At 46.3% G+C, this 17684-nt stretch carries 18 protein-coding genes; 1 reads left to right on the top strand and 17 read right to left on the bottom strand.

The genetic code is table 11. The annotated features are described in order from the left end of the window. Positions 1 to 327: 327 nt before the first annotated feature. From dnaB to ACTSEZ_RS14370, 10 genes are all read right to left on the bottom strand, one after another. Positions 328 to 1692, bottom strand: coding sequence for a replicative DNA helicase (gene dnaB / locus ACTSEZ_RS14415; protein ID WP_029282958.1), 1365 nt, complete (start codon positions 1690 to 1692; stop codon positions 328 to 330). Positions 1693 to 1796: 104 nt separating this feature from the next. Further along, entirely contained in the window at positions 1797 to 2243 is a 447-nt protein-coding gene (rplI, locus tag ACTSEZ_RS14410; protein ID WP_369734868.1) for a 50S ribosomal protein L9, read from the bottom strand. Then, on the bottom strand, positions 2240 to 4219 hold the full coding sequence (locus tag ACTSEZ_RS14405) for a DHH family phosphoesterase (RefSeq protein WP_369734867.1): 1980 nt from the start codon (positions 4217 to 4219) through the stop codon (positions 2240 to 2242). The genes rplI and ACTSEZ_RS14405 overlap by 4 nt, the downstream gene beginning before the upstream one ends. An 84-nt stretch (positions 4220 to 4303) precedes the next feature. After that, complete coding sequence (locus ACTSEZ_RS14400; protein ID WP_369734865.1) at positions 4304 to 5233, bottom strand: YybS family protein; 930 nt, start codon at positions 5231 to 5233, stop codon at positions 4304 to 4306. 125 nt (positions 5234 to 5358) lie between these two features. After that, complete coding sequence (rpsR, locus tag ACTSEZ_RS14395) at positions 5359 to 5598, bottom strand: 30S ribosomal protein S18 (protein WP_029282950.1); 240 nt, start codon at positions 5596 to 5598, stop codon at positions 5359 to 5361. 46 nt (positions 5599 to 5644) lie between these two features. After that, positions 5645 to 6172: a single-stranded DNA-binding protein gene (gene ssb, locus ACTSEZ_RS14390; protein WP_203289290.1), complete on the bottom strand. Its 528-nt coding sequence runs from the start codon at positions 6170 to 6172 to the stop codon at positions 5645 to 5647. Between the two features lie 38 nt (positions 6173 to 6210). Then, positions 6211 to 6498 carry a 30S ribosomal protein S6 gene (rpsF, locus tag ACTSEZ_RS14385; RefSeq protein WP_369734863.1) on the bottom strand — a complete coding sequence of 96 codons (288 nt, stop codon included), beginning with the start codon at positions 6496 to 6498 and terminating at the stop codon, positions 6211 to 6213. 113 nt (positions 6499 to 6611) lie between these two features. Beyond that, entirely contained in the window at positions 6612 to 7712 is a 1101-nt protein-coding gene (ychF, locus tag ACTSEZ_RS14380) for a redox-regulated ATPase YchF (RefSeq protein ID WP_282033553.1), read from the bottom strand. 234 nt (positions 7713 to 7946) lie between these two features. After that, the gene (locus ACTSEZ_RS14375; protein WP_029282942.1) at positions 7947 to 8144 is read right to left on the bottom strand and encodes a DUF951 domain-containing protein; all 198 of its coding nucleotides are present in this window, start codon (positions 8142 to 8144) and stop codon (positions 7947 to 7949) included. Continuing rightward, complete coding sequence (locus tag ACTSEZ_RS14370; RefSeq protein WP_369735135.1) at positions 8141 to 9001, bottom strand: mechanosensitive ion channel family protein; 861 nt, start codon at positions 8999 to 9001, stop codon at positions 8141 to 8143. Before ACTSEZ_RS14370 ends, ACTSEZ_RS14375 begins: the two co-directional genes overlap by 4 nt. A gap of 202 nt (positions 9002 to 9203) precedes the next feature. Between ACTSEZ_RS14370 and yyaC the strand changes: the two genes are divergently transcribed. Beyond that, complete coding sequence (yyaC, locus tag ACTSEZ_RS14365; RefSeq protein ID WP_369734861.1) at positions 9204 to 9827, top strand: spore protease YyaC; 624 nt, start codon at positions 9204 to 9206, stop codon at positions 9825 to 9827. Positions 9828 to 9829: 2 nt separating this feature from the next. Here yyaC and ACTSEZ_RS14360 read toward each other — a convergent pair whose 3' ends face one another. From ACTSEZ_RS14360 to mnmE, 7 genes are all read right to left on the bottom strand, one after another. Beyond that, positions 9830 to 10531, bottom strand: a complete 702-nt coding sequence (locus ACTSEZ_RS14360) for a DUF554 domain-containing protein (protein WP_369734859.1) — start codon at positions 10529 to 10531, stop codon at positions 9830 to 9832. A 74-nt stretch (positions 10532 to 10605) separates the two neighbouring features. Beyond that, positions 10606 to 11460, bottom strand: coding sequence for a ParB/RepB/Spo0J family partition protein (locus ACTSEZ_RS14355; RefSeq protein ID WP_369734858.1), 855 nt, complete (start codon positions 11458 to 11460; stop codon positions 10606 to 10608). Continuing rightward, on the bottom strand, positions 11453 to 12214 hold the full coding sequence (locus ACTSEZ_RS14350) for a ParA family protein (RefSeq protein ID WP_029282932.1): 762 nt from the start codon (positions 12212 to 12214) through the stop codon (positions 11453 to 11455). The genes ACTSEZ_RS14355 and ACTSEZ_RS14350 overlap by 8 nt, the downstream gene beginning before the upstream one ends. Before the next feature lie 175 nt (positions 12215 to 12389). Then, positions 12390 to 13256 carry a nucleoid occlusion protein gene (gene noc, locus ACTSEZ_RS14345; RefSeq protein ID WP_342826968.1) on the bottom strand — a complete coding sequence of 289 codons (867 nt, stop codon included), beginning with the start codon at positions 13254 to 13256 and terminating at the stop codon, positions 12390 to 12392. 118 nt (positions 13257 to 13374) lie between these two features. After that, positions 13375 to 14091, bottom strand: coding sequence for a 16S rRNA (guanine(527)-N(7))-methyltransferase RsmG (gene rsmG, locus ACTSEZ_RS14340; protein WP_369734857.1), 717 nt, complete (start codon positions 14089 to 14091; stop codon positions 13375 to 13377). Positions 14092 to 14110: 19 nt separating this feature from the next. After that, complete coding sequence (gene mnmG / locus ACTSEZ_RS14335) at positions 14111 to 16000, bottom strand: tRNA uridine-5-carboxymethylaminomethyl(34) synthesis enzyme MnmG (RefSeq protein ID WP_369734855.1); 1890 nt, start codon at positions 15998 to 16000, stop codon at positions 14111 to 14113. 58 nt (positions 16001 to 16058) lie between these two features. After that, the gene (gene mnmE, locus ACTSEZ_RS14330; protein ID WP_369734853.1) at positions 16059 to 17444 is read right to left on the bottom strand and encodes a tRNA uridine-5-carboxymethylaminomethyl(34) synthesis GTPase MnmE; all 1386 of its coding nucleotides are present in this window, start codon (positions 17442 to 17444) and stop codon (positions 16059 to 16061) included. Positions 17445 to 17684 lie beyond the last annotated feature (240 nt).

The raw sequence follows: 17684 nt of genomic DNA, 5'->3' as shown, positions 1-17684 counted from the left end.
ACAGACGTTTACTTGAAAATTTCCAGATACCTCCTAAATAACAGCACGCATGCTTCATACATGCGTCCCGCTCGAAGAAGATTTTGAGCATTCGAAGGCTTAAAAACGAGGCTCGAGAGCCATCCAGGCCGTTTACTTGCCACCATGTGGGAATTACTTGCCGGAATACCTCTTTTACTAGAAAAAGCCGTTCCGTTTCTTGCTGCAAACAGTCTTTTACTTGAAAATTTCCATATCCCTCCTAAATTACAGCACGCATGCTTCATACACGTTCACCCGCATTGCCCCTGCCCCTATTAAAAAAAGCCGCCCCGCAAAGGACAGCTTCTAAGCACCCGGTGGCACGCCGGCATCATCGAAGCGCCGTTCCAGGTTGACGAATTTGTTGTATTCTTTTACAAACGCCAGGCTGACGGTGCCGACCGGTCCGTTACGCTGCTTGGCGATGATGATTTCAATGATGTTTTTGTTTTCGGATTCTTTATCGTAGTAATCGTCCCGGTAAAGGAAGGCTACGATATCGGCATCCTGCTCGATACTTCCGGATTCACGGATGTCGGACATCATCGGACGCTTGTCCTGGCGCTGCTCAACGCCGCGGGAAAGCTGGGAAAGGGCGATGACCGGGACTTTGAGTTCCCTTGCGAGGGACTTCAGTGTCCGGGAGATCTCGGATACTTCCTGCTGACGGTTGTCCTTGTTACGTCCGCTTCCCTGGATGAGCTGCAGGTAATCGATCAGGATCATGCCGAGGCCGCTTTCCTGCTTCAGGCGGCGGCATTTTGCGCGGATGTCGCTTACGCGGATGCCGGGCGTATCATCGATGTAGATGCCTGAGTCAGAGAGGCTTCCCATGGCCATTGTGAGCTTGCCCCAGTCTTCAGGGGTCAGGTTTCCTGTACGAAGTGCCTGGGCGTTAATGTTGCCTTCTGCACAGAGCATCCTCATGACGAGCTGGTCCGCACCCATCTCGAGACTAAAGATGGCGACGTTTTCGTCCGTTTTTGTTGCGACGTTCTGGGCGATATTCAGGGCAAAGGCTGTTTTACCAACGGATGGACGGGCCGCCACGATGATGAGGTCATTTCGCTGAAAGCCTGCCGTCATCCGGTCGAGCTCGGTAAATCCTGTCGCGATTCCCGTGATGTCGCCTTTTCGTGTGTGCAGCAATTCAATGTTGTCATACGTTTGGACGAGTACATCTTTTATGTTCTGGAAAGCTCCTGCGTTTTTCCGCTGTGAGACTTCCATGATGTTTTTTTCGGCTTCGTTGAGGAGAACGGCCACTTCGTCTTCGCGTGAATATCCGTCCTGGGCAATGGTTGTTGCCGTGCGGATCAGGCGTCTGAGAATGGATTTTTCTTCGACGATTCTGCCGTAATATTCAATATTGGCTGCTGTCGGGACTGAACCCGCCAGGTCGCTTAAATAAGATACACCGCCGATTTCCTCTAGTAAATTGGCATCTGCAAGCTCTGAGGTGACTGTTACTAAGTCAACAGGCTCTCCTTTATCCGCAAGCCCGAGCATGACATTGTAAATCTTCTGATGAGATGCTCTGTAGAAGTCTTCTGGAATCAGAATTTCAGAAGCTGTAATCAATGATGCGGGTTCGAGAAAAATGGCTCCGAGCACGGCTTGCTCCGCCTCAATGTTCTGTGGAGGAATCCGGTCATCAAACATTTCATTCATGATGATCACCGTCCTTAACTTGATTTAGGCAGGACTTAAGCCTGCAAAAAAGATGTGATGCGCAGAAAAGAAGCAGCATCCATTCACACATCACATCTTGCTTATTATTGTTCAGTTACATGCACTTTCAGTGTTGCTGTTACGTCAGGGTGAAGCTTGACAGGCACGTTTGTAAACCCTAGAGCGCGGATGGCATCCGGCAGCTCGATTTTGCGCTTGTCGAGTTTATGGCCATGTGTTTTCAGCAGTTCATCTGCGATTTGCTTGCTTGTGATTGAACCGAAAAGGCGGCCGCCTTCTCCTGATTTTGCTTTCAGCTCAACTGTCAGGCTCTCGAGTGTTTCTTTCAGTTCTTTTGAGCGCTCAAGCTCTGCTGCAGCTTCTTTTTCTTCTTTTTTCTTCTGGCCCTGCAGTTTGCTGATTTCTGAATTGTTTGCTTCAATTGCAAGACCCTGTTTGATCAGGAAGTTATGTGCGTAGCCGTCTGCTACATTTTTCACTTCCCCTTTTTTCCCTTTGCCTTTAACATCTTTCAGGAATATAACTTTCATGATTTGGTTCCTCCTTCTAAGTACTCCAGGATTGCCTGTTCTAATCTCTCTTCTGCCGCGTTTAGGGACAGGTTTTCAAGCTGAGTGGCAGCATTCGTCAGGTGTCCGCCGCCGTCTAAAGCTTCCATAATCAGCTGGACGTTTATGTCCCCGAGTGAACGGGCGCTGATGCCGATGGTCTGGTCGTTTCTTCGGGCAAGGACAAACGATGCCACAACCCCGCTCATCGACAGCAGGGTGTCCGCCGTCTGGGCGATGATGACCTGATCAAACGTTTCCTCTGAATCAGGATCTGCCTTCGCGATTGCGATGCCTTCTCTCAGCATGTTTGTATTTTGAATCAGTTTTGAACGCTTCACGTAGTGCGTAATATCTTCTCTCATAAACTTCTGCACAAGGATCGTGTCTGCCCCTTTGGACCTTAAATAAGAAGCCGCATCAAATGTGCGCGATCCCGTTCTGAGCGTGAAGCTTTTCGTATCCACGATGATGCCGGCAAGCAGCGAAGTCGCTTCAATCATATTCATTTTCAGGCGTTTTGTCTGATATTCGAGAAGCTCTGTTACAAGCTCGGCCGTTGAAGAAGCATAAGGCTCCATGTAGACGAGAAGCGGATCTTTAATAAATTCTTCGCCGCGTCTGTGATGGTCGATGACGACGACATTGTCCATTTTATTGAGCAGTTTTTCATCAATGACAAGAGAGGGCTTATGAGTGTCTACGACAATCAGTACAGAATCATCGGTCGATATCTCAAGCGCCTCATCTCTCGTAATAAAACGGGACCAGAGATCCGAATGCTGTCTGACTTCCTGGATCAAGCGCTGTACACCTGTATCAATTTCGTTTTGATCAAGCACGATAAAGCCTTCTTTATCGTTCACCTGCGCCACTTTCAGGATGCCGATAGCGGATCCGATCGAGTCCATATCAGGGTATTTGTGGCCCATAATGATGACCTTGTCGCTTTCAGAAATAATTTCTGTCAGAGCGTGTGAAATAACCCTTGCCCGGACGCGCGTTCGCTTTTCCATCGGATTCGTTTTTCCGCCGTAGAATTTAACTTTTCCGTTCGTCTGCTTGATGGCCACCTGGTCGCCTCCGCGTCCTAGTGCAAGATCTAGACTCGACTGGGCAAGGTCGCCAAGCTCAGTCAGAGAAGGGACGCCTGACCCGATTCCGATGCTCAGCGTCAGGGAAATGTTTTTGGCGGTCGTCTGCTCTCTTACTTCGTCAAGAATCGAAAACTTTCCTTTTTCAAGCTTGATTAAAATATGCTCATTCAGAATTGCCATAAAGCGTTCTGAGGATGTTCGTTTCAAATAAATGCCGTTTTCGGTCGCCCATTTGTTCAGGATGGACGTGACATGAGAGTTGATCGAACTCTTGGTCTGATCATCCAGACCCTGGGTCACTTCATCGTAATTATCCAGGAAAATAAGCCCCAGAACCGTGCGCTCATCTTCATATTGCTTCTCAATTTCAATCTGCTCTGTTACATCAAAGAAATAAAGCAGCCGTTCTTCGCGCTTAATGATCACCTTGAATTTCCGTTCATGAAGGGTGATCGTTTCGGTGTCCACTTCCTGTTTCACAAGCGGAACGAGAGCTTCTGCGACATCATACATGGAGCGCCCGACAAGGGTATCCTCATGAAAACAGGAGGTAAGGAACGGGTTGGTCCATTCAATATGGAACTGTTCATTAAACAGCATAATGCCAATCGGCATTTCCATCAAAGCTTCCTCTCCAACCCGTTTCAGACGGTAGGAGAGCGTGGAGATATAAGTCTCCATCTCTGCTTTTATTTTTCTATCGGCAGCCCGGAGAAGAAACAAAATCGCACCTAAAAGAAGGACCCCGGCTAAACCGATCATCCACTGATAGTAAAAGAGGATGATGATGGAAATCGCGGTCAGGGCAATCAATGCTAGAAGGGGGTACCTGATTAATGGTTTTTCAAAAAAACTGGGCATGTTGTTTCATCTCCTCAAACCTACAGTGAAACATACGCAAGATTGCTGGGGTCAATGTATGAATCTAGTTTATGCGCTTTTCTTTTATTTTTTCACGCGGCCCCGCAAATTAAATGCTAAATCAATTATACCTAAGATTCTTACGAGATACATCAGGATCGGCACAATCAATGACACAATGACCGCAACAATCGGTATCGCTTTTGAATAGTTTTTCACATAGCTGTAGAACCAGATGAATGAAAATCCCTGGATGACAAGGAGCATCTGCAGCATAAACAGAAGGTTAACAGCGGCGATAAAAAGAAAGCTCCCTTCCTGAAGATCGAAAAACATCAGAAAACTTACACCGAGGTAATACCATACGATGCTTGAAGGCAGTTTCCACTCGCGGAAGTGCTTAAGCTTCGCCATCTGCACATTCAGTCTTTTCATCACCGGAATGGCCGCGGCGTGCGAGAGCAGGGTGAAAATAAAAGCAGAAGAGAGAAGGACACTTGGAATCAAGTAGCCTATGAGCTTCATCTGCTCTTCCAATTGTTGAATTGCGTCTTCATTTGCTTCCTGGCCCACTGCTGCCATCATGGATCTCGCCATTTCAAAGGTTTCATCCATCGCAGCTGTCATTTCCTTCACAGGATCAACCTGAAAAAACGCAACGGATGCAGCATACAGCACGACAAAGCTCAGCAGAAAGGAAAGTGTTCCAGCGATTAAAGCTCCTGCTGTCTGCTTTTTTCTGTAGAAATGACCCATCACAATCCCGCTTATTGAAAAAATCAGGGTCAGCGGCAAAGCAAACAAAGAACCAATTAACAATGGCACAGCACAAGATGCAGCCGTCAGAATGCCTGCCGGCTTTAAACCATGCCTGACCGTATATAAAATAAACGGCAGCGGCATAAAGAACATTAAAATTGCCCCGAACAGCGGCAGATAAAGCGTCATAAATGTTAAGACAGCAAACAGCGCCAAAAGAATCGCGCCTTCTGTCAGTACGTTAACCCGTTTCACAGATTCACCTCTTTTTTACCTTCCAAGCTTATTTTAAATGAAGCAAGACCTGCAAATCAAATATGTCGGAATTTCTTTGAATAATAAAAAAGCAGCAAGGAATCCTCACTGCCTTTTTCATCTTATTATTCGCCAGAAACGTATGGAAGTAAAGCCATTTGACGAGAGCGTTTGATAGCAATCGTTAATTTACGCTGATATTTAGCGCTAGTTCCTGTTACACGACGTGGTAAAATTTTACCGCGCTCAGAAACGAATTTTTTAAGCAAATCTACATCTTTGTAGTCGATGTGAGTGATTCCGTGTGCAGTGAAGTAGCACACTTTACGACGTTTTGCACGTCCACCTTTGCGTCCGCCTGCCATAGTTGTTTCCTCCTTCCGTAATTACATTTAGTTCGAGCTGTATGTTTTAGAACGGTAAGTCATCATCAGAGATATCAATCGGCTTTCCATCGTTAGCGAATGGATCGTCATCAAAGTTCGAACGCCCTTGATTACGCTGATTCTGATTTTGATTTTGGTTTTGGCTGAATGGATTTTGCTGTCCGCCTTGTCCACCCTGGCCTCCGCCGTAATAATTGTTGTTTCCGCCACCGCCGCTGTTTCCACCACCGCCGCTTTTAGGCTCAAGGAACTGGACGCTTTCTGCAACCACTTCGGTTACGTATACGCGCTTGCCAGTCTGGTCTTCATAGCTGCGTGACTGAAGACGTCCATCAACGCCCGCAAGACTGCCTTTTTTAAGGAAGTTTGCAACGTTTTCGGCTGGACGGCGCCATACGACACAGTTAATGAAGTCAGCTTCTCTTTCGCCCTGCTGGTTTGTGAAGGCGCGGTTTACAGCTAATGTAAAAGTAGCAACTGCCGCTCCGGCTGGAGTGTAGCGCAGTTCTGGATCTTTTGTTAGTCTGCCGACTAAAACAACCCGGTTCATCATCAGAATCATCCTTTTCTGAGATATCTAATCTATATGAATTACGCTTCTTTTCTAGTTACCATGTGACGCATGATGTCTTCGCTGATTTTCGCTAAGCGGTCAAATTCTTGAACAGCTTCAGGCTTTGATGCAACTTGAAGAAGCATGTAGTAGCCATCGCGAAGATCGTTGATTTCGTAAGCAAGACGGCGCTTGCCCCACTCTTTCACTTCTTCAACTTCCGCACCATTGTCAGCTAAAATTGTGTTGAAACGCTCAACAAGAGCTTTTTTAGCCTCATCTTCAATGTTTGGGCGGATGATATACATGATTTCGTATTTATTCATCTCTTACACCTCCTTTTGGTCTAAACGGCCCTAAACGGGCAAGGAGCAATTAACATTTCAATTACTCACAAGTTTAAATTATAGCAAACAAATGGACTTTAGGCAACCCGGGATTAGACATTAAAACGGAAATGAATAACGTCTCCGTCCTTCACGATGTATTCTTTTCCTTCAAGGCGCACTTTTCCGGCTTCACGGGCTGCTCCCATTGTTCCTGCATTCAGCAGATCTTCATAGGAAACCGTTTCGGCGCGGATAAATCCGCGTTCAAAGTCAGAGTGGATGACTCCGGCACACTGAGGTGCTTTCATGCCTTTTTTGAACGTCCATGCACGCACTTCCTGAACGCCTGCCGTGAAGTAAGTAGCAAGACCAAGAAGGTTGTATGATGCTTTGATCAATTGATCAAGGCCTGATTCTTCAATTCCAAGCTCTTCAAGGAACATTTCTTTCTCCTCGCCGTCAAGCTCGGCAATTTCAGATTCAATCTTGGCGCAGACAACAATGACCTCTGCCTTTTCGCCTGCTGCAAATTCGCGGACAGCCTTTACATATTCATTGTTTGACGCATCTGCCACTTCGTCTTCAGAAACGTTTGCTACATAAAGAACCGGCTTGCTTGTAAGCAGGTGCAAGTGCTTCACGATTTTCATCTGTTCGTCTGTAAATTCGACAGAACGGGCAGGTTTGTCATTCTCTAGCGCCTCTTTAAGCATTAACAGAACCTCATGCTCATAAACGGCATCTTTGTCTTTTTGTTTTGCAAGCTTGCCGACGCGGTCTGCACGCTTGTCTACTGATTCAAGGTCTGCAAGGATCAGTTCAAGGTTGATTGTTTCGATATCATCAATCGGATCCACTTTTCCTGCAACGTGAGTGATGTTGTCATCTGCAAAGCAGCGGACAACGTGGCAGATTGCATCTACCTGACGGATATGAGAAAGGAACTTGTTTCCAAGGCCTTCTCCTTTGCTTGCGCCTTTTACGATTCCTGCAATATCGGTAAATTCAAATGCAGTCGGAACCGTCTTTTTAGGCTGAACAAGATCTGTCAGCTTTTGAAGACGCTCATCCGGCACTTCAACGATCCCTACGTTCGGATCGATTGTGCAGAACGGGTAGTTGGCTGATTCTGCTCCAGCCTGTGTGATGGCGTTAAAAAGAGTCGATTTCCCGACGTTCGGAAGACCGACGATTCCAGCTGTTAAAGCCATAATGAATTCCACTCCTCTATATTTAAATGGCCCTTATCAAAAAGGGCTTTGCGTTTTATCTTCTGGACAAAAAAAAGACAAGTCCTCGTTTCTAAACCAATCTTCAACAATTATAGATAGTAACGAGGGAAATGACAAGCTAAAGAGGGAGAGGCCCGGAATGCTGAAATGGCATTATCTCCACTAAAAAAAGGAAAACCGGCTTGTAAATCCGTGTTTTCCCTTTAGAAAAACTTATTCTTCATGTTTAACTAATCTTTTTTTCATCTTCCGGGCAAATTCCCGGCGCGGAATCATGACACTGTGGGAGCAGCCTTCGCATTTGATGCGGATGTCCATGCCCATCCGGATAATTTTCCAGCGGTTCTCTCCGCACGGATGGGGTTTTTTCATTTCGACAACGTCATTTAAGCCGAACTCTTTATCCACTATTCCGTCATCCTTTCTTTTGGCCTTGATTCCTCGTTTCTTGAGTACATCACCATGCGCGGATATGGAATTTCTATTCCGTGCTCATCAAGTCTCATTTTAATTTCCTTTCTGAGCACCCTTGAAATATGGAAATGCTTCATCGGGAGAACCTCGCTTACAACCCGGAGCACAACTTCAGACGGTCCGAGATTCTGCACGCCGAGCAGTTCAGGCGGCGCGACCATTTCTTCATATTTATCAGGAAGCTCAAGCAGAAGGTCCTCAATGACTTTTTCAGCCTTCGGGATGTCTCCCTCATAGGCAATGCTGACATCGACAAACGCCACGCTGTTGTTGATCGAGAAGTTTGTCACTTCCGTTATGTTCCCGTTTGGAAGAATATGAATTTCACCGGTCCAGCTTTTGATTTTTGTCGTCCGCAGGCCGATTTCTTCAACCGTTCCTTCAAACTGCCCTACACGGATCATATCCCCTACAGAAAACTGATCCTCAAAAATAATGAAGAAACCCGTGATAATATCCCTTACAAGGTTTTGCGCGCCAAAGCCGACGGCAAGACCTACAATTCCCGCTCCGGCAAGAAGCGCCTTTACATCAAAGCTCAGCGTCTCAAGAATCATGAGGAGCGCAATGAAGTAAACAAGATAGGTCAGAACATTGTCCAGCAATTTAACAAGGGTGTTTTCTCTCCGCTCTGAAATCCTGAGCGGTGATTTTGTGCGGAGCATGAAGATCTTTCCGATCACCACATTGCCGATCTTGATCAGGATGGAGGCAAGGATGAGGATTCCAATGATTTTCAGCAGGCCTTGTCCGACACTGATCCACATATCTTCATTAAAAAAAGAATCTGTCATTTTATTTATCAGCTTGTTTGCAAAGTCCACTATTTATCAACCTTTCTAATGAAAGATAAAACATTCCTAAAGATAAAATTTATTTTAGCAACTTTTCATAGGAAATGACAGTCCTGACCTAAAACTCCCGCAATCACGTAATCATGTATAGAATTCTGAATTCTTCCGTATACTGATACTACTAAAATGAGGGAGTGAAAGGATGAATTTTAAACCTGGCTTTTTAAAACCGTCGCGTGACCGTATCCATTATGAAGATGAACATGCGGCCGAGCAGCTGTCAGCTGAACTGAAACTCCTTCATTCTGTACGGAAACCGGTTGTTGTGCTCTGCATTGGAACAGACCGTTCAACAGGTGATTCCCTGGGGCCTTTAGTCGGAACAAAGCTGAAGGATGCAGGCCTGCGCCATTTTCATATATACGGAACACTTGCAAACCCTGTCCATGCGGTTAATTTAGAAGAAACCATCGAGGCGATTGAACGCGTCTTCCATAAGCCGTTTATCTTAGCTGTGGATGCATGCCTCGGCAGGTTAAAAAGCGTCGGGACGTTTCAGGTTGGGGCTGGCCCGATCAAGCCTGGCGCAGGCGTCAACAAGGTTCTTCCTGAAGTCGGAGACATCCACATTAACGGCATTGTCAATGTGAGCGGATTTATGGAGTTTTTTGTCCTTCAGAACACAAGGCTGCATCTTGTGATGTCGATGGCCTCGATTATTGCAGACAGCATTGCATCCATTGACCGCGAAATGAACGCAGCGCCGCCAAAGAAAAAAACCTCCTGGCTGAACCAAGTAAAGGATGCCAGCAGGTCTATACAGTAAGATTATACAAGTTTCATCACAGTGATGATCACAGCAACGACAGCCAGACTCGGAAGCAGATTTGCCACGCGGATGGCTTTAATCGAGAGCATGTTCAAGCCGATTGCAAAAATCAGGATTCCGCCGACTGCTGTAATTTCTGAAATAAGATCATCAAGCAAACTCTCAGGGATATACTGATGAATCACATTGGCAAACACGGCGATGCCGCCTTCATACAAAAAGACCGGCACGGCCGAAAACAGCACGCCGATGCCAAGCGTGCTCGAAAGAACCATGCTCGTAAAGCCGTCTATCATGGACTTCGTATACAGAATGTCATGGTCCTGTCTAAGACCGCTGTCAAGCGATCCGACAATCGCCATTGCCCCGATAACGAAAATAAGTGTGGCCGACACAAAGCCCTGCGCAAAGTTTCCGGTCTGATCCCTGCTGAATTTCCGTTCAAGCAGGCGTCCGACCCGGTGAAGCATTTGCTCAATATCAATTGCTTCCCCAATGACCGCTCCAAGCACTAGGCTGATGATCACAATGAAAAGCTGATTGCTCTCAAGCGCCATATCAAGCCCTAAAACCATTACAAACAGACCGATCCCAGCCATGACGGTCTGTTTCATTGTCTCAGGTATTTTCCTCAGCAGAAGGCCTAACAGGGCCCCTGCAATGATACCCGCTGCATTAACCAAACTTCCTGTTAAAACCAATTTATATCACTCCGTTTAGCTGTATGTACTGTCAGCCAAAGCAAAAGAAGCCGCCTTATGGGCAAGATGGCTTCCTAAGATGATTGCTCCGCTTCAAGCAATTCCAGAATTCTCTCGAGATCTTCCTTTGAGAAAAATTCAATTTCAATTTTGCCTTTTTTCTTTTGCTGCCTGATGGTGACAGATGTACCGAAATACTCCCGCAAGTAGGATTCTCTTTCTTTAATAAACACATCTTTGCTGACAGCCTTCTTTTTCGTTTCACGTGGAACGTTTTCGTTCAGCTGCTGCACCAGAAGTTCCACCTGGCGGACATTCAGCTGTTCCTTCATGATTTTTTCAGCGAGCGGCTTCACTTTCTCTTTGTTTTTCAGTCCAAGCAGCGTTCTGCCATGGCCCATTGAGAGCTTGCCATCGGATATATGCTGCTGAATGGCTGCCGGAAGGGAAAGGAGCCTCAAATGATTGGCAATGTGAGGTCTGCTTTTGCCGAGCCGCCTGGCGAGTTCCTCCTGCGTAATGTGCAGGTGGTCAAGCAGGGACTGATATGCAGCAGCCTCTTCAATTGGAGAGAGGTCTTCTCGCTGAAGGTTTTCAAGGAGAGCAAGCTCCATCATCTGCTGCTCGGTCAGCTCCCTCACAACGGCAGGCACAACCTCAAGTTCTGCTTCTTTCGCCGCGCGGTACCGTCTTTCACCGACAACAATTTCATAGCCCTTTATGCTTTTTCTCACAACGATCGGCTGGAGAATGCCATGCTGAAGAATGGATTCCTTCAGTTCTTCAATCGCACCGGGTGCAAATGTTTTTCGGGGCTGATAGGGATTGGGACGCAAATCCTTCAGTTTGATTTCCTGATAAGATTCATCTTTGCCGGCTTCTATATTCGTAAAAAAAGCGTTAAGTCCTTTTCCTAACCCTTTAGCCATTCACTACCACTTCCTTTGCCAATTCTAAATATACATCTGCGCCTCTTGATCGCGGGTCGTAAATGATAATCGGCTTTCCATGACTTGGTGCTTCACTTAAACGCACATTACGGGGAATAATCGTTCTGTAAACTTTATCGCGGAAATACTTTTTCACTTCTTCAATGACCTGTATACCCAAGTTGGTCCTGGCATCAAGCATTGTCAGAAGAACGCCTTCAATCATTAAATCGGTATTCAAATGTTTTTGGACAAGCCTTACTGTGTTCAAAAGCTGGCTCAGCCCTTCAAGAGCATAATATTCGCATTGCACAGGGATGAGGACGGCATCAGAGGCCGTCAGAGCGTTGATTGTCAGAAGCCCGAGAGAAGGCGGACAATCGATAATCATATAATCATAGTTATGTTTTACTTTTTCAAGCGCACGTTTCAGACGGACTTCCCTGGAAATGGTCGGGACAAGTTCAATTTCGGCACCCGCTAATTGGATCGTGGCCGGAATAACATCCAGATTTTCGACAGCAGTCGGCTTTATGACATCTACTACATCTGCATCATCTACTAAAATATCATAAACACATAGTTCAACATCTGCTTTTTCAATTCCAATACCGCTTGTCGCATTTCCTTGTGGGTCAACATCAACGAGCAAAACCCGTTTTCCAATATAAGCCAGGCAAGCGCCAAGATTTACGGAAGTTGTTGTTTTGCCGACTCCGCCTTTCTGGTTCGCAATGGCAAGAATTTTCCCCACAGTGTCACCTCATTCACTAGACATGAACTCTATCATCTCTTTATTCTATCATGAAATATGGACAATAGTTTGAACTTTTTAGGAATTTAAAAAAATGCGCCGATAGGCCGTAAACCTTGTTTTATCAGGTCCTGCCCGCAAAAGAAAAGCCCGCCTGCAACGGACGCAGGAGAGCTTATTTCGGGATTTTTATCGTGAATTGAATGTATTCTTCAAACTCTTCTTCTTCGGCATTAATTTTGACGCCTGTGTCTGCAACCATTGAGAGCGACTGGCGGATTGTGTTCATGGCGATGCGCGTATCACGGCTGAACGCTTTTCGTTTCGCTTTTGCTTTTGGCGCCGTTTTTTCGAGCATTTTCACAACACGGTCTTCTGTCTGCTTCACATTAAGCTGCTTTTCCATAATTTCTGCAAGCAAAAGGATTTGAGGTTCAGGTTTCTTAAGAGGAATGAGCGCTCTCGCATGCCTTTCTGTGATCTTCTTCTGAAGCAGCGCCTGCTGCACTTCATCCGGAAGTTTCAGCAGCCTGAGCTTATTCGCTACAGTAGACTGTCCTTTTCCAAGTCTCTGTGCAAGGGCCTCCTGCGTCAGATTATGAAGCTCGAGCAGCTTTGCATAGGCAACAGCCTCTTCAATGGCAGAAAGCTCTTCCCGCTGAAGATTTTCGATCAGCGCAACAGATGCCGTTTCCGTATCGTTGAAATCCTTGATGATGGCAGGAATCGTTTCCCAGCCAAGTTTTTGAACAGCTCTGAATCTTCTTTCCCCGGCAATAATTTCATAGTTGCCGTCTGCCTGGCGCACAACAATCGGCTGAATGATGCCATGTGTGTGTATTGTAAGAGAGAGTTCCTCAATTTTTTCATCAGCAAATACAGTACGCGGCTGAAAACGGTTCGGGACGATGTCCGCAACCGGAATCTTCTTTACCTCATCATATACTGAATCATCAATTTCTTCTGTATCTATTCCTGCTGTTTTTTCTGCTGTATCTTCTTTTTCTCCCAAGCCGAAAAAACGAGAGAATGGATGCTTCATGAGCCTACACCACCTTTAGAAACTGCCATCATATTATTTCTCTTTCAAGTCTCTTTTTTCCTGCATGCAAATCAAACTTTCCTCCTGATCCGCTTCACCTGTCTTCAGGCGAGCCTGTCTACTCAAGAGGAAGTTTATTCGGCGTACCCGGTTTTCGCGGATATTTTGCAGGTGTCGGTTTTTGCTTATGGATGACGATGATTGAGCGCTCACTTTCTTCAAGAGGCAGCTCAAAAGCATATTTATTTTCTGTTTTTCCGCCGAGGGTGCTGATGGCTTTTCTTGCTGTTAAAAGTTCATCTTCCGCACTTGCTGCCTTCATGGCCACAAAATGTCCGCCAGGCTTGACAAGCGGGAGGCAAAGCTCGCTTAATACGGAAAGGCGCGCTACCGCTCTCGCTGTCACAACGTCATACGACTCTCTGTGTTCTTTCTTTTTGCCGAACGTTTCGGCTCTGTCATGATAAAGCGAAACCCCGGACAGATTCAGAGATTTTGAGAGGTGGTCGAGAAACGTGATGCGTTTATTCAGGCTGTCCACAATCGACACGTTCAGATGCGGAAAGCAGATTTTGATCGGCAGGCTCGGAAAACCGGCGCCTGCCCCTACATCACATATGGAAAGCGGCTTTGTAAAGTCAAAATAAAAAGCAGCGGAAATGGAGTCGTAAAAATGCTTTAAATAGACTTCCTTTTTTTCCGTAATCGAAGTCAGGTTCATTTTTTCATTCCACTCTACAAGCAGATCATAGTATGTCTCAAACTGCTGAAGCTGCGTGTCTGTCAGGGTGATTCCTTTTTCTTCGAGACTTGCCTTAAATAACGAAATGTCCATAGTCAAAACCTTTCTGATGCTATTCGTTCGCCACTCTGGCGATCTTGCCCTGTTCTAAATAAACAAGAAGAATGGAGATATCAGCAGGATTAACCCCTGAGATTCGTGAAGCTTGTGCCATTGAAAGCGGTCTGACCTCTTTCAGCTTCTGGCGCGCTTCTGATGCAATCCCTGAAATTGCGTCATAATCGATGTTTTCAGGAATTTTTTTGTTTTCCATTTTCTTGAGCTTTTCCACCTGCTGAAGAGATTTCTCAATATAACCTTCATACTTGATTTGAATTTCAACCTGTTCAGCTATTTCTCCGGAAATAATTTCATCTGCCGGAACAAGCGCCTGAATATGATCGTAGTTCATTTCCGGTCTTTTGAGGAGATCGGCTGCACGGATTCCGTCTTTCAGCTCGCTTCCGCCAGCCTGTCTGATGACGTCCTGAGTTTGCTGATTCGGCTTGATGATCACGGTGCTTAAGCGTTTCTTCTCTTTTTCAATCTCGTCTTTTTTCAGAAGGAACGACTGATAGCGCTCTTCTTTAATCAAACCGATTTTATGGCCGGTTTCTGTAAGGCGCAGGTCCGCATTGTCATGTCTTAACAAGAGACGGTACTCTGCTCTTGAGGTCAATAAACGATACGGCTCATTCGTGCCTTTTGTGACAAGGTCATCAATCAGAACTCCGATATAAGCGTCCGAACGGCTCAGAATGACCTCTTCTTTGCCAAGGGCTTTGCTGGCGGCGTTAATTCCGGCCATCAGCCCTTGTCCGGCAGCTTCCTCGTAGCCGGATGTGCCGTTGATCTGTCCGGCAGTGAAAAGTCCCGGCACCTTTTTCGTTTCAAGGGTCGGCCACAGCTGCGTCGGAACGATTGAATCGTATTCGATTGCGTAGCCGGCGCGCATCATTTCTACCTTTTCAAGACCAGGGATTGATGAAAGAATGCGTCGCTGCACATCTTCAGGAAGGCTTGTTGAAAGTCCCTGCACGTACACTTCCTGAGTGTTTCTGCCTTCAGGCTCAAGGAAAATCTGATGGCGCGGCTTATCGTTGAAGCGCACTACTTTATCCTCGATGGACGGGCAATAGCGCGGACCTGTTCCTTTGATCATGCCTGAGTACATCGGCGAACGGTGCAGATTGTCATCGATAATCCGGTGCGTTTCTTCACTTGTATACGTAAGCCAGCAAGGAAGCTGGTCTGTGATGTATTTTGTCGTTTCATAGGAAAAAGCTCGGGGTACCTCGTCTCCCGGCTGAATCTCTGTTTTGCTGTAGTCGATGGAGTGGCTGTTGACCCGCGGAGGCGTGCCTGTTTTAAAACGGACCATATCAAGGCCGATCTCCTGAAGGTGCTCAGACAGCTGAATAGACGGCTGCTGATTGTTCGGGCCGCTTGAGTATTTAAGCTCCCCGAGAATGATTTCCCCTCTAAGGAATGTGCCTGTTGTCAGCACAACCGTCTTAGCGCGGTATTCAGCACCTGTCTGCGTGATAACCCCGCGGCACTCGCCGTCTTCCATGATCAATCGCTCGACCATTCCCTGAAGCATCGTCAAATTCCGTTCGTTTTCCATCGTTTTTTTCATTTCATGCTGATACGTGAACTTGTCTGCCTGTGCACGAAGCGCTCTGACAGCCGGTCCTTTTCCTGTATTCAGCATTCTCATTTGAATATGTGTTTTATCGATATTTTTTGCCATTTCTCCGCCCAAAGCATCAATCTCGCGGACAACAATTCCTTTAGCCGGCCCGCCAACAGACGGATTGCACGGCATAAACGCGACCATATCGAGATTAATCGTCAAACACAGCGTTTTGGCGCCCATTCTTGCAGAAGCGAGAGCAGCCTCAACTCCTGCATGGCCGGCGCCTACGACAACAACATCATAATCACCTGCGTGATATCCCACGGCAGTTCCTCCTTAAAAAAGTCATTTATAAAAAACGCAAAATGTAAAATCGTGCAGCTTATTTTCCGAGACAGAACTGGGCAAACAGCTGATCAATCAGGCTTTCATGAACAGCATCCCCGATGATTTCGCCGAGAAGCTCCCATGTGCGCGTCAGATCAATTTGAACGATATCAATCGGAACGCCGGCATCAATGGCTTCAAGAGCATCTTCGATTGACCGTTTTGCCTGCGACAACAGTGCAATGTGTCTTGTATTTGAAACATAGGTTAAATCTGAAGGACCGACTGCCCCTTCAAAAAAGAGGGAGCTGATGGATTCTTCAAGCTGGTCAATGCCCTGTTCTTCGAGCAGTGACGTCGTGACAACCGGCGAGTTTCCGGCAAGCTCTTTTACCCGGTCCAAATCAATCTGCTGAGGCAGATCTGTTTTATTGACAATCACGATGACATCCATCCCGCTGACAGCTTCAAACAACTGTTCATCTTCTTGTGAGAGAGCTTCGCTGAAGTTCATGACAAGCAGAATGAGGTCGGCCTTTTTCAGCACCTGTCTGGATTTTTCAACGCCGATCCGCTCTACAATGTCTTCCGTCTCGCGGATTCCCGCCGTATCAACCAGCCTTAGAGGCACGCCCCTTACGTTCACGTACTCCTCAATCACGTCGCGCGTCGTTCCCGGAATATCTGTGACAATCGCTTTATTTTCATGGATGAGGCTGTTAAGCAGCGAGGATTTCCCTACATTCGGACGGCCTACGATAACAGTCGAAAGGCCTTCCCGTAAAATTTTCCCCTGCTGGGAAGTCTGGAGCAGCTTTTCAATTTCCTGCTTCACATACGTCGCTTTTTCAATGAGCACACTGTGCGTCATTTCTTCAACGTCATCGTATTCAGGATAATCGATGTTCACTTCAACGTGTGCCAGTGTCTCAAGTATTTCCTGGCGCAGCTTTTGAATCAGCTTGGAAAGTCTTCCTTCCATCTGGCCAAGCGCTACGTTCATGGCTCTGTCCGTTTTGGCACGGATGAGGTCCATCACCGCTTCAGCCTGGGACAGGTCAATTCTTCCGTTTAAAAACGCACGTTTTGTAAACTCACCGGGATCTGCAAGTCTTGCTCCTCCGTTCAGGGCAAGCTGCAGAACACGGTTAACCGAAACAATGCCGCCGTGGCAGTTGATTTCAACAATATCTTCTCTGGTGAATGTTTTTGGTCCTTTTAATACAGACACCATCACTTCTTCTACAATCTGGCCTGTATCAGGATCCTTTATATGTCCATAATGAATGGTATGACTTTCAACGTCACGCAGTCTTTTTCCGGATGGTCCGGAGTAAAGCCGGTCAGCTACCGCGATGGCTTCATCGCCGCTCAGTCTGACAATGGCGATCGCTCCCTCTCCCATCGGTGTGGATATCGCCGCAATTGTATCGAAATCCATGCGTTTCACCCCGCTTCTTTCAAAATTAATCTATAATGGCATGTTCTATTAAATACGCAGTCAAATTTATAAGATATCACAGTTATTTCTTATTTGAAAGGAAAAAAGTTCAATTTATCCACAGTCTGATTTTCCGCACATTCAGCTACCTATTATTTTAACTTATCCACATGTTAATAACAATATTTCCAATCACGCTTCATCTAAGTCCTCCAGAAGACAGAAAAAACCCCGCTGACT

The organism is Metabacillus mesotrionivorans, assembly GCF_052171315.1.
GTDB lineage: Bacteria > Bacillota > Bacilli > Bacillales > Bacillaceae > Bacillus_P.
This window is presented reverse-complemented; position numbering and strand designations above follow the sequence as displayed.